11 protein-coding genes are annotated in these 12291 nt (G+C 69.2%); 5 read left to right on the top strand and 6 right to left on the bottom strand.

Translation table 11 applies throughout. From position 1 onward, the window contains the following. From ACWEVR_RS11715 to ACWEVR_RS11740, 6 genes are all read right to left on the bottom strand, one after another. Complete coding sequence (locus ACWEVR_RS11715; protein WP_452466880.1) at window positions 1–468, bottom strand: SRPBCC domain-containing protein; 468 nt, start codon at window positions 466–468, stop codon at window positions 1–3. Continuing rightward, a complete protein-coding gene (locus tag ACWEVR_RS11720; RefSeq protein WP_452466881.1) occupies window positions 465–830 on the bottom strand; it encodes an ArsR/SmtB family transcription factor in 366 nt (121 codons plus the stop codon). The genes ACWEVR_RS11715 and ACWEVR_RS11720 overlap by 4 nt, the downstream gene beginning before the upstream one ends. A gap of 102 nt (window positions 831–932) precedes the next feature. Then, complete coding sequence (locus ACWEVR_RS11725) at window positions 933–1247, bottom strand: hypothetical protein (RefSeq protein WP_357143724.1); 315 nt, start codon at window positions 1245–1247, stop codon at window positions 933–935. Window positions 1248–1436: 189 nt separating this feature from the next. Beyond that, entirely contained in the window at window positions 1437–2486 is a 1050-nt protein-coding gene (meaB, locus tag ACWEVR_RS11730; protein ID WP_452467026.1) for a methylmalonyl Co-A mutase-associated GTPase MeaB, read from the bottom strand. 175 nt (window positions 2487–2661) lie between these two features. After that, a complete protein-coding gene (gene scpA / locus ACWEVR_RS11735; RefSeq protein ID WP_452466882.1) occupies window positions 2662–4926 on the bottom strand; it encodes a methylmalonyl-CoA mutase in 2265 nt (754 codons plus the stop codon). Next, window positions 4926–6797 carry a methylmalonyl-CoA mutase family protein gene (locus ACWEVR_RS11740; RefSeq protein WP_452466883.1) on the bottom strand — a complete coding sequence of 624 codons (1872 nt, stop codon included), beginning with the start codon at window positions 6795–6797 and terminating at the stop codon, window positions 4926–4928. Before ACWEVR_RS11740 ends, scpA begins: the two co-directional genes overlap by 1 nt. Before the next feature lie 119 nt (window positions 6798–6916). Between ACWEVR_RS11740 and ACWEVR_RS11745 the strand changes: the two genes are divergently transcribed. The 5 genes from ACWEVR_RS11745 to ACWEVR_RS11765 all read left to right on the top strand — a co-directional run bounded on the left by ACWEVR_RS11745 (window position 6917) and on the right by ACWEVR_RS11765 (window position 12291). Further along, on the top strand, window positions 6917–7606 hold the full coding sequence (locus tag ACWEVR_RS11745) for a TVP38/TMEM64 family protein (protein ID WP_452466884.1): 690 nt from the start codon (window positions 6917–6919) through the stop codon (window positions 7604–7606). Between the two features lie 215 nt (window positions 7607–7821). Then, window positions 7822–9240, top strand: coding sequence for a condensation domain-containing protein (locus ACWEVR_RS11750; RefSeq protein WP_452466885.1), 1419 nt, complete (start codon window positions 7822–7824; stop codon window positions 9238–9240). A 2-nt stretch (window positions 9241–9242) separates the two neighbouring features. Then, window positions 9243–10499 (top strand): glycosyltransferase, encoded by a 1257-nt coding sequence (locus ACWEVR_RS11755; protein ID WP_452466886.1) that lies wholly within the window; start codon window positions 9243–9245, stop codon window positions 10497–10499. Beyond that, a complete protein-coding gene (locus ACWEVR_RS11760; RefSeq protein ID WP_452466887.1) occupies window positions 10496–11449 on the top strand; it encodes an ATP-binding cassette domain-containing protein in 954 nt (317 codons plus the stop codon). Before ACWEVR_RS11755 ends, ACWEVR_RS11760 begins: the two co-directional genes overlap by 4 nt. A gap of 23 nt (window positions 11450–11472) precedes the next feature. Then, window positions 11473–12291 carry an ABC transporter permease gene (locus tag ACWEVR_RS11765; RefSeq protein ID WP_067638803.1) on the top strand — a complete coding sequence of 273 codons (819 nt, stop codon included), beginning with the start codon at window positions 11473–11475 and terminating at the stop codon, window positions 12289–12291.

Here is a 12291-nt window from a genome sequence, read left to right on the forward strand (position 1 = left end):
TCACGCGGCGCTGAGGTAGCGCACCAGGGCGTCGACCAGTTCGCGGGTGCCCTCTTCACGCTGGGCGCCGGTGTCGAATCCGTCCAGGTGGGCGCCGAATTCGACGAGGGTGAGCTTGGTGCCGGTGCTGGTCGGTTCGAATTCCCAGGTGACGACCGAGGTGGAGATGTGGTCGCCGTTGATCCACATGTCGTAGGTGTAGACGAGGCGTTCGTCGTCGACGATGTCGGTGTAGGTGGCGACGAAGCGGGAGGTCATCTTCCCTTCGAAGGTGCCCTCGTTGACCTCCTGGCCGCCGACACGGAAGTCCAGGGAGACCTCACCCTGCTCCCAGCCTTCCTCGCCACCGAACCAGCGGCTCTTGATCGCGGGGTCGGCGAAGGCCTGGAAGGCGACGGACGGCGCGACGGGCACCTCCCGCTCGATGGTGAACTGGGCGTGCTCGACGGAACGGGTCACGGTGTTCATTGTTGTTCTCCTTCTGAGGATTTCGCTGTTTCGGTGAGCAATGCGGTCAGCCGGTCGAACTGCCGTTCGGCGGGTGGACGCTGGCGCCCCAGCCAGTCGATCGCGGGCCCGAAGGCACCGGGAACCAACTGATAGGTGCGCACGCGCCCCACCTTGGCCGAGGCGACGATCCGCCCCGCTTCCAGGGCTTTGAGGTGCTGCACGATCGTCGGCATCGCGACGTCGAAAGGCGCCGCGAGTTCTGAGACCGACGCGGGTCCCCGCGTCAGCCGTTCGACGATCGCCCGCCGAGTCGGATCCATGAGCGCCCGGAAGACATCGTCGAGTCTCCCGTCCGCTTCACCGCTCGAATATTTAGGCACATACCTAAGTATTCATATGGAGACCCCCTCGCGCAACCCCTGGACAAGAAAAACCCACCGCGGTCTGCGCGGCGGGTTCCGGAAGACCCTTGTCGAGCCAGGTCAGGCGAGTCGGGCCATGAAGAGCCCACAGAGTGCGATCGCGCTGTTCAGCCGCTTCCACAAGCGCACCATCGCGAGCTCGAGGATGATGCCGATGCGATCGGCGCAAGTGGTGGCCTCTGCCAGCGCCATCCGGTCGTACACCAGGTCCGGGTCACTGAGAATTTCATCAAGGCGCAGTCCGGAAATCGCCTGATCAGTCGTGAGACCGAATTCCGGCAACCAGGTGAGCCGCCACCGGCCGTCTCCCCCGAGAACCGCCTGCTCGGGGGTCTTGTCGCTACCCATGATCCGATTCGTGCGGTAGATCGCCATCACTACCTCCTCGGCAGTCGCTTGCGGCGTCTACCTTCCAGCATCCACGGAAATCGACGCAGACAACAGCTGGCGAATGGAGTGGCAACGGAATATCATCCGCGAACTTCGAGGTGAAACCCCATGAATCCCAGCGGACACCGCCCCGATAGGCAAGCCTTACCATTGCCAGCTATTGCGGGGCGATCGTCAACTCCGGTCGAATGCCGCGAGAATCTCCTCGGCGGCGAGAGCGGGGGTGAGCTCCCCGGCGCGCACAGCCGACTCCACCTGCGCGCGAACCTCTTTCACGCGCGGATTCTCGGTCAGACGGCGCAGGATCTGGTCGTGCACCATGGTCCAGGTCCAGTCGACCTGCTGACGGCGGCGCTTCTCGGCGAACTCCCCCGCCTCGGTGAGCACCCGCCGATGTTCGAGCACGGTGTCCCAGAACTTGTCCAGGCCGAGACCTTCCAGCCCACTCATGGTGAGCACCGGCGGTTTCCACAGGGCATCGTGCGGGTGGATCAGCCGCAGCGCGCCCGACAATTCGCGGGCGGCGCTCTTGGCTTCCATCTCGTGCTTGCCGTCGGCCTTGTTGACCGCGACCACCTCGGCCAGCTCGAGCACACCCTTCTTGATGCCCTGCAACTGATCTCCGGTGCGGGCCAGGGTGAGGAAGCAGAACACGTCGACCATATTGGCGACGGTCACCTCGGACTGCCCGACGCCGACGGTTTCCACCAGGATCACGTCGTATCCGGCCGCCTCGAGCAGCACGATGGTCTCGCGGGTGGCCTTGGCGACGCCGCCGAGCGTGCCCGCCGTGGGCGAGGGCCGGATGAACGCGTCGGCTTCCAGCGACAGCCGCGCCATCCGGGTCTTGTCACCGAGGATCGACCCACCGGTGCGCGTCGAGGACGGGTCGACGGCCAGGACCGCGACCCGATGCCCCTTGCCGAGCAGGTACATGCCGAGCGCGTCGATGAACGTCGACTTGCCGACGCCCGGAACGCCGGTGATGCCGACCCGGTTCGACACCACCGCACCGGGTTCCCCGCTCACCCGCAGCAGCAGCTGCTGGGCGAGTTCGCGGTGATCGGACCTGGTCGACTCGACCAGCGTGATCGCCCGGGCCAGCGCGGCCCGCTGACCGGCGCGGATACCGTCGGCGAGCCCGTCGACGTCGATGGTGCGCGGTGTCCGCGCCACGGCTCGTCCGCCGTTGCGGGGCGCCCCGACACCCGCCGTGGTGCCCAGGCGGGGATGCCCGCCCTGTGCGGCCTCGTTCATGTCCGTGTCCCTCCGACCGGCACCGGTCCGCGCTGCCGCCGACCCGGTGCCTCCACCGTGTGCCCGTCACCCACCCCCACAGGCAGGCCCGAACCCGCTGCGCCGCAGGCACATTCGTCCGTGGCGCAGCGGGCCGACCACATCATGCCGGGGTGTCGCCCCCGAGCTCGTGGCCGAGCGAGGCGCCGAGCTTGCGCAGCAGGTCGATCGCCGCGTCGGCGATCACGGTGCCGGGCGGGAAGATCGCCGCCGCGCCCGCTTCGTAGAGCTCGTCGAAGTCACCGGGCGGGATGACGCCGCCGACGATGACCATGATGTCGGGGCGACCGACCGAGGCCAGTGCCTGCCGCAGGGCGGGCACCAGCGTGAGGTGACCCGCGGCCAGCGAGGAGACACCGACGATGTGCACGTCGTTGTCGGCCGCCTGGCGCGCCACCTCTTCGGGGGTCTGGAACAGCGGGCCCACATCGACGTCCATGCCGAGGTCGGCGAAGGCGGTCGCGATCACCTTCTGGCCGCGGTCGTGCCCGTCCTGACCCATCTTGGCGACCAGGATGCGGGGGCGACGGCCCTCGGCCTCGGCGAACTCCTCGACCAGCGCGATGGCGGCACCGATGTTGGATGCCTTGCCTGCTTCGTCACGGTACACACCGGACAGGGTACGGATCTCGGCCTGATGGCGGCCGTACACCTTCTCCAGCGCGTCGGAGATCTCACCGACGGTGGCCTTGGCGCGGGCCGCATCGATGGCCAGCGCCAGGAGGTTGTTCTCCATGCCGCCCTCGGAAGAGGCTGCCGCACGGGTCAATTCGGCCAGCGCCTGCTCGACCGCGACCGGGTCACGTTCGGCGCGAAGACGTTCCAGCTTCTCGATCTGCTCGGCACGCACCCGCGAGTTCTCGACCTTGAGGACCTCGACCTCGTGGTCCTCTTCGACCTGGTACTTGTTGACGCCGATCACCGGCTGCTGCCCGGTGTCGATCCGCGCCTGGGTGCGGGCGGCGGCCTCTTCGATGCGCAGCTTCGGAATGCCTTCCGAAATCGCCTGCGCCATGCCGCCGTGCGCTTCCACCTCGGCGATGTGGGCGCGGGCCCGCTCGGCGAGCTGGTGGGTGAGCCACTCGACGTAGTACGAGCCGCCCCACGGGTCGATCGGGCGGGTGGTGTTGGACTCCTGCTGGATCAGCAGCTGGGTGTTGCGGGCGATGCGGGCGGAGAAGTCCGTCGGCAGCGCCAGGGCCTCGTCGAGGGCGTTGGTGTGCAGCGACTGGGTGTGGCCCTGGGTCGCGGCCATCGCCTCGATGCAGGTGCGCGCCACATTGTTGTAGGCGTCCTGGGCGGTCAGCGACCAACCGGAGGTCTGCGAATGGGTGCGCAACGACAGCGATTTCGCGCTCTTGGGCTCGAACTTCGAGACCAGCTCACTCCACAGCAGGCGCCCTGCGCGCAGCTTGGCGACCTCCATGAAGAAGTTCATGCCGATGGCCCAGAAGAACGACAGGCGCGGGGCGAACTTGTCGACGTCCATGCCCGCGGCGATGCCCGCGCGGATGTACTCCACGCCGTCGGCCAGGGTGTAGGCCAGCTCCAGATCGGCTGTCGCACCGGCCTCTTGGATGTGGTAGCCGGAGATGGAGATCGAGTTGAACTTCGGCATCTTCGCGCTGGTGAAGGCGAAGATATCGGAGATGATCCGCATCGAGGGCTTGGGTGGGTAGATGTAGGTGTTGCGGACCATGAACTCTTTCAGAATGTCGTTCTGAATGGTTCCGGCCAGCTGCTCGGGCGTGACGCCCTGTTCCTCGGCGGCGACGACGTAGAGCGCCAGGATCGGCAGCACCGCGCCGTTCATGGTCATCGACACCGACACCTGGTCGAGGGGGATCTGGTCGAAGAGCTGGCGCATGTCCAGGATCGAGTCGATCGCCACACCGGCCATGCCGACGTCACCTTGGACGCGCGGGTGGTCGGAGTCGTACCCACGGTGGGTGGCCAGGTCGAAGGCCACCGACAGACCCTTCTGACCCGCCTGCAGGTTGCGGCGGTAGAAGGCGTTGGAATCCGCGGCCGTGGAGAAGCCCGCGTACTGGCGGATCGTCCACGGCTGGTTCACGTACATCGTCGGGTAGGGGCCACGCAGGAACGGCGCGACGCCGGGCACCGTGTCGAGCGGATAGCCCTCTGCGACAACGGCATCACGGTCGGCCTTGGTGAACACCGGCGGCACGTCGATGCCCTCCGGGGTGGCCCAGGTGAGCTGGTCGGCGGTGGTGTGGTTGGCCGCGGCCGCCCCGGCCACGAACTCCCGCACCTGATCCGCGTCCACGGCGGCGGGCTCGGGCGCCCGCTCGGTGAGCGGCACCTCGGCGAAACTGCCGATGCGGTGCTCGATATCGGATGTGGTCATCAGGCTCCCACCTTCTCCAGCAGCTGCGACAGGACCGCGACCGCGTCGATGCGCAGACTCAGGAATCCGTCGGGACGCTGCGTCCCGCTGTACTGCTCGACGGCCTTCTCCGGCCCGGCCAGCAACACCGTCTCTACCCCGGCGCCGCGCAGCGCCTCGACCGCCGCGCCCGCTTCCTCGCCGTAGCGCTTGTCCGCACCACACAGCACCGCGATGCGCGCACCGGAACCGGTTGCGGCGGCGGCGATTCCCTCGACGGCGAGCGGCCCGGGGTTCACCGACTCGATGCCGCCGGAGGCAAGCACGTTCGCGGTGAAGATGGTGCGTGCGTTGTGTTCGGCCACCGGACCGAGTGCCACGATCAGTGCCTTGGGCCGCTCACCGTTCACCGCGAGGTAGGCGTCCGAGCGGTTGCGCAGGGCCTCGAACGCGGCACCGTAGCGCACCAGCGACGCCTGTTCGCGCGCCTGCTCCGACAGCGGCGCCTCGGCGAGGTTCGGGAACTCGTTGACACCGGTGACGGCGGTCTTGCGATGCGCGATGTCAGCAGCGCGCGCGGCGGCGGTCTCGGCGACGCGCGCCGCGATCAGGCCGGTGTCGAGCGCGGCGGGGTAACCACCGGCGGCCTCGATCTCCTGCATGAATTCCCAGGCCTTGGCGGCGAGTTCGTCGGTGAGCGACTCGACGTACCACGAACCGGCACCGGGATCCTGCACGTGACCCAGGTGGGATTCCTCGAGCAGCAGCAGCTGGATATTGCGGGCCATGCGCTCCGAGAACGACTGTGACACACCGAGTTCGCCCGCGGGCAGGGCGGAGTCGAACGGCTGCACGGTGACCGAATCGGCCCCGCCGACGCCGGCACCGAAGGCGGCGAGGGTTGTGCGGAGCAGGTTCACCCACGGATCGCGCTGGGTCATCATGGCCGAGGAGGTGACCGCGTGCTGCGGGGCGGCACCGAAAGCGGGCGCACCGCACACCTGGGCCACGCGCGCCCAGAGACGGCGGGCGGCGCGGAACTTCACGATGGTGGCGAACTGGTCGTCGGTGGCGGCGTAGCGGAATTCGAGCTGACCGAACGCGTCGGCGATATCCACGCCCGCACTCGTCAGTGCCCGCAGATAGGCCAGGCCGGCGGCGATCGCGGCGCCGAGCTCCTGGGCGTCGGCGGCACCGGCGTTGTGGAAGGCGGTGCCGTCGACGGTGATCGCGCGCACCGCTTCGGGACGGGCGATCGCGCGACGAGCCAGGGCGACGGCCTGCTCGACATCGAGGTCGGCGTGACCGGCGAAGGCGTCGGTGAGCGGCGCGGCGCCCAGGCCGACCCGGATCTGGGAGCGGTCCTCGAGCTGGTAGCCGTCGAGCACCTCGAACACCTGCTCGGCGGCCGCGCTCACCTCGGCACCCGCGACCAGCGACAGCGGCGCGAGTTCGAACAGCACCCCGGACAGGGCGGTCGCGATCTGCGTCACCGGCACGCCGTGGGCGCCGACCCCGAGCGAGACCGCGCTGACGCCGTTCTCGAGCCCGGTGAGGATGGCGCGGTTGGTGCTCGCGGCGTCGGCCGAACCGGCGAAGGCGCCGACGAACCAGCCGCGCTGCGGGTCGCGGGCGGCGTCGCTGCCGCGCACGAACGGGAACGTGCCGGGCAGCGGCTGCTCGGGCAGCTCGTCGCGGCGGGTGTAGAGCGGGGCGATGGTGAGCCCGTCATAGGTGGTCTCGTCGAGCAGATGCTCGGGCTCGGTGGGCAGCTCGGCGATATCGACCCGTCGCGCCTTGGCCAGCACGCCTGCCACACCCTTGCGCCAGGCGGCGTACTCGGGCACCGGATCCGGTGCGAGACCTGCCCCTGCCTCTGAACCAATCGGCATAGCTGCTGTTCTCTCCTCCGTCACGGCGAACCGGGATGTGTCCGGTTCGCCTCCGATGCTATCTGTGACATCGTGTCCACCCACTGGGGCCATCCCCTACCGACCGGTACGCTGTCGCGGTGCTCCAGCTGATCCGCTCCCCCCGACTGCTGCTGACCCTGGCCGGGTTGGCGGCCCTGTTCGTGGCGGCGATGCTGGTTCCCCTTCCCGGCCCACAGCAGGTCAGGGACTGGGCAGGCGGCGTGGGACCGCTGCTTCCCCTGCTGTTCTTCCTCTTCTACTCTCTCGTCGCGGTCGCGCCGGTACCGCGCACCGTCCTGACAGTCACCAGTGGGGTGCTGTTCGGTCCGCTGCTCGGGTCGGTCATCGCCCTCGGGGCGACGGGCGTGAGCGCCGGTCTCGCCCTGCTCGGGGTGCGGGCGATCGGCCGGGCGCGAGTCGCCGAGCACCTCACCCATCCGGCGGTGCGGGCGGTCGACCTGCGGCTGGCGCAGCGCGGCTGGCTCGCGGTGGCCGCGCTGCGGCTCATCGCGTTCGCGCCGTTCTCGGTCGTGAACTACTGCTGCGGGTTGTCGTCGGTGCGCTTCACCCCGTACCTGCTCGCGACGGTGGTCGGCTCGGCGCCGGGGACCATCGCGACGGTCGTGCTGGCCGACGCGTTGACCGGCGGCACGCATCCGGCCGCGATCGCGGTGTCGCTGGTGTGTCTCGCCTTCGGGTTGCTCGGTCTGATCGTCGATGCCCGGATGCCGGTCGTTGCCCCGGAAACCGATGCCCCCTACTCCAGGGGCATGGTGTCGCGCCGGTGATCGATCACAATTGAGAAAGTGATCTTCTTCACATCTGGAAGTTGTGACTAAGCCGTCTTTCAGAATTCTCACAGAGTTATAGACTCCGGATAGCCCAGGGTTCGCCAGCTACATCCGGTGCGGGATCCAGAGCAACACCCGGTGTCGCGTCCCGTCTTCACCGCTTCCATTCACCGCCGTTCTCGGCACGTTCTTCCACCATGAGGTGACCCGGCATGGAATACACCCATCTCTCCGATTTCCGCATCCGATCCGGCGCTCTGTCGATCTGGACCCCTGAGCTGATCTCGCCCGACTCCTGGCACGACGACGAACGACCGCTGGCCAGCGTCCACGCCCAGTACCTCGGTTTCCTCGACCCCGACGACCCGCAGCCCGGCCGTGGCCGCTGGATCGGCACCATCTTCGAGATGGACGCCCCGCTCGACGAGCGAGCCTGGGCACGGACCCTCGAGTTGTGGCACGACCGTCACGAGGGTTTCCGCACCACGGTCGCGCCCACCGGTGACGGCGACTACCACCGCATCACCACCGCGCCCGGCACCGTGCGCGTCGCCTCGGCCCCGGTCGCCGATCTCACCGACGGTGAACAGATCAACGAATTCCTCTGCGATGTCCTGGAATTGCGGCTCTCGGCCCTGGTGTGGCCGCACCTGCTCGTCGCGACGGTCGCCCACGATACCGACGACTTCACCGTGCTGGTCGGCGCCGACCACTCCGTACTCGACGCCTACTCCCAGGCCGTGCTGATCCTGGAACTGCGCACTCTCTACACCGCCGTCACCACCGGCGGCGAGATCCGCGACTCCTCGACGTTCGGCAGCCCCGCCGATTTCGCCGCCGTCGAGCGCGCCGCCGCCGAGGAACTCACCCCCGACTCCCCCGCCGTGGCGGTGTGGCGGGATTTTCTCGGTGCCCCCGGTTCCCCGATGCCCCGTTTCGGCGCGGGCATGGTGGCCGAACTCGACGGTGAGCACGCCCAGCCGAGCGTGTCGCGCACCCTGCTGACCATCGCCGAACTCGAGGAGGTGGAGGCTCGGCTCGATCAGCTCAAGCACCGGCTGTCGGTCACGGTGTTCGCCGCGCTGGCCGTGGCCTGGCGAGAGGTGTTCGGCCAGGACCGGTTCCGCACGGTGATGCCGATCGCGACCAGGCCCGACCTGACCTGGCTCGAGTCGATGGGCTGGTTCGTCAATGTCGTACCCGTCGACATCACCCTGCCCTCGGGCGCCGACATGGCCGCCGCGCTCACCGCCACCCGGGCCTCGCTCAAACGCGGCCATATCTGCAACGACGCCTCGTGGGGTCGTTCGCTGGCCATGGTCGGTGCGATGGAAGGCCCGACCTTCGGCGCGTCGTTCCTCGACATCCGGATGCTGCCCGACTACGAACTCGTCGCCGACCTACGCGGACGGACCCTGCGCGCGGTGTCGTACTCGACCGAGGAGGTGTACTTCTGGGTGGTGCGCGGCCCCGAGGGCCTCTATGTCTCCACCCGGTATCCGGCGGGTCTGCCCGCCGAGGTGATGGACCGCTACCTCACCGAATTCGCCCGGGCCATGTACGCGGTGACCACGATCGCCGCGGCGGCCGCCCCGGTCGCCGACGTGCCGGCGGCATTGAGCGCGAGCTGACCATGCGTGCGCTGCTGGCCTTCACCGGAAGCAGGGGCGATGCCCAGCCCGGCATCCTCCTCGCCCGCGAGCTCATCGCTCGCGGGCACGCGGTGACGCTCGCGCTGTCGCCCAATCTCGTCGAGTTCGCCACCGGCCACGGCATCGCGGCGGTCGGGTTCGGGTGCGACAGCGCCGAACTGCTGCGCACCCAGCACGCCGACCGGCGCTTCCGTAGCGCCAGTCCGCGTCAGCGGATGCGCGCGGTGCTGGACCTGCAGCGACGCGGTGTCGCGGAGGCGGTGCATGACCTGCTCGCGCTCGCCCCGGGGCACGACGTGCTCGTCACCGGCATGGCGGGCGAGGAGGCGGCGGAGAAGGCGGCACGACACGTCGGATTGCCGTTGGCGGCAGTGCATTTCTTCCCGATTCACCCCAGCCGGTCGGTACCGGTGGTGCCGACCGGCTGGGGGCGGCGGGTGCCCGGTGCGCTCAACCGCCGGATCTGGTCGGGTCTGCGGTGGGCGCGTGACGCCGCCCTGGCCGAGCCGCTGTCCGAGTCCGGGCTCGTCGAACATCCGCTGCCCGGTCGGGTGTCGGTCCAGGCCTACGACACCGACCTGTTTCCCGGGCTGGCGGTCGAGCTGCCCGAACGGCATCCGGTCACCGGCTTCATCGTGGACAGCGACGGATTCCTCGGTGCCCCAGCCGATCCCGCGCTGGCGGCCTGGCTGGTGGCGGGACCCGCCCCGATCTATGTCGGTTTCGGGTCGATGACCGTCGATGATCCCGCCGCTCTGGTCCAGATGCTGCGCACCGTGTGCGCGCGGCGCGGGCGGCGACTGCTGCTCGCGGCGGGGTGGGCCGGGATCGAGCCGGAGCTCTCGCCCGAGGTTGCCGTCGTCGAGCAGGTCGACCACGCGACGGTGTTCCCGCGCTGCCTGGCAGCCGTGCACCACGGTGGCGCCGGGACGACCGCGGCCGCTCTGAGAGCCGGTGTGCCGCAAATCATCTGCGCGATCCAAGCCGATCAGCCGTACTGGGGCACGGCGCTGTCGCGGCTCGGCCTCGCCGCGACGACCCGCGCCGTCGCACTGGACGCCGATCGCCTCGACGCGCTCCTCGACGCGGTCGCCGACCCTCAGGTGGTGGCCCGGGCCGCCGCCTACGCCGTCGGCTTCCGTGACGACGGACTTGCCCGCGCCGCCGACGAGGTGGAAGCCCTTGTCCCCCTGTCTCTTCCGATACCCCAGTTCGACCACGCCGGGAGGCCGCAGTGAGCACCGACATCGCCGTCCGCACCAGCGGTCTCGGCAAGTCCTACGGCGATTTCACCGCCGTGGGCGCCATCGATCTCAGCATCGCGGCCGGCTCGGTGTTCGCCATGCTCGGCCCCAACGGGGCAGGCAAGACCACCACGGTGCGCATGCTGGCCACCCTGTTGCATCCCGATCGTGGCAGCGCCGAAGTGTTCGGCTACGACGTGGTGCGCGATGCCACGGCCGTCCGGTCGATGATCGGGCTCACCGGCCAGTACGCCTCCGTCGACGAAACCCTCACCGCCACCGAGAATCTGCGTCTGTTCGGCCGGCTGCTCGGATTGTCGCGGCGGGCCGCCGCCGCTCGGGCCGACGAGTTGCTCGAGGAATTCGAGTTGTCGGCGGTGGCGCGGCGCAGCGTCAGCGCGTTCTCCGGTGGCATGCGCCGACGCCTGGATCTGGCGGCCACGCTCATCACCGTGCCGCCGCTGATCTTCCTCGACGAACCGACCACCGGCCTGGACCCGCACACCCGTGACCGCATGTGGGGCATCGTGCGCGGACTCGTCGAGCGCGGCGCGACCGTCCTGCTCACCACCCAGTACCTGGAGGAGGCCGACGCGCTGGCCGACCGGATCGCGGTGATCGATCGCGGCAGCCTCGTCGCGGAGGGCACTGCGGCCGAACTGAAGTCGTCCATCGGCGAGCAGGTACTGCGTCTCGACATCCCCGACACCGCCGACCTGCGCCGGGCCGAGGCGTTGATCTGCGAGCTCACCGGCGAGGTGCCCGAGGGATCGTCCGCCGGCACGCTCACCGTCGCCCTGCCGGAGGTGGGGACGGGCGCCGACATCGTCGCCGCCTGCCGCGCCGCGGGCATCGAGCTGCGGGGATTCGCCGTCGACCGTCCCGACCTCAACGAGGTGTTCCTGTCGTTGACCGGCCACACGACCTCCGCCGACGCGGCATGACCGCCCTTCGTGAAAGCACCGCAATGACTCTCACCACCGAGAAGACGACCACCCAGGTCGTGCGCGCGCCGCGCGTCACCCGGGTGAGTCCGTTCGCCGCGCTGCAGCATTCGCTGATGATGGCGTGGCGTGGGCTGCTCACCTTCCGGCACAGCCCCCAATTGCTCTACGACGCACTGCTGTTGCCGATCGTCGGGCCGGTGCTGTTCGGCAATATCTTCGGCACCGCCATCGCGGGCAGCATGGCGGCGTATCTGCCGATCATGATCCCGGGTGTGCTGGTGCAGATCGTGCTCACCTCCTCGGTGGCCACGGGTGTGCAGCTGTCCGAAGACATCCATTCGGGGGTGTTCGACCGGTTCGTCGCCATGCCGATCGCCCGCTCGGCACCGGTTGCTGGCGCATTGCTGGCGGGCATGGTGCGCTACCTGCTGGCCGCGACGACGGTCGTGGTCGTGGGCTTCGCCATGGGCTACCGGCCCGAGCACACGGCCGGTTTCCTCGCGGGCGCGGTGCTCGTCGTCTTCGCCACCACCGCCATCAGCTGGTTGTTCGCCTTCATCGGCGCGACCATCGCCCGCCCGGCCGCCGTACAGGGCATGTGCATGCTCGTGCTCACCTTCCTCGGTTTCGCGTCCAACGCGCTGGTGCCCGAGGAGGCGATGCCCACCTGGATGCGCCACGTCTCGGACCTGAACCCGGTGTCCTACCTGGTGTCGGCGGTGCGGACGCTGGCCGCAGAGGGCACGATCGGCGCCGACGCCTGGTGGTCCCTGGTGGCCTCGGTGGTCGTGGTCGCCGTCTTCGCGCCGCTCACCGTGCGCACCCTGCGTTCCCGCTGA

The sequence above is a fragment of the Nocardia sp. NPDC003979 genome (assembly GCF_053605015.1).

Bases quoted from the DNA above. Each gene is read 5' to 3' on its own strand.
- ACWEVR_RS11715 (WP_452466880.1), bottom strand. From the start codon at position 468: ATGAACACCGTGACCCGTTCCGTCGAGCACGCCCAGTTCACCATCGAG.
- ACWEVR_RS11725 (WP_357143724.1), bottom strand. From the start codon at position 1,247: ATGGCGATCTACCGCACGAATCGGATCATGGGTAGCGACAAGACCCCC.
- scpA (WP_452466882.1), bottom strand. From the start codon at position 4,926: ATGACCACATCCGATATCGAGCACCGCATCGGCAGTTTCGCCGAGGTG.
- ACWEVR_RS11740 (WP_452466883.1), bottom strand. From the start codon at position 6,797: ATGCCGATTGGTTCAGAGGCAGGGGCAGGTCTCGCACCGGATCCGGTG.
- ACWEVR_RS11750 (WP_452466885.1), top strand. From the start codon at position 7,822: ATGGAATACACCCATCTCTCCGATTTCCGCATCCGATCCGGCGCTCTG.
- ACWEVR_RS11755 (WP_452466886.1), top strand. From the start codon at position 9,243: ATGCGTGCGCTGCTGGCCTTCACCGGAAGCAGGGGCGATGCCCAGCCC.
- ACWEVR_RS11765 (WP_067638803.1), top strand. From the start codon at position 11,473: ATGACTCTCACCACCGAGAAGACGACCACCCAGGTCGTGCGCGCGCCG.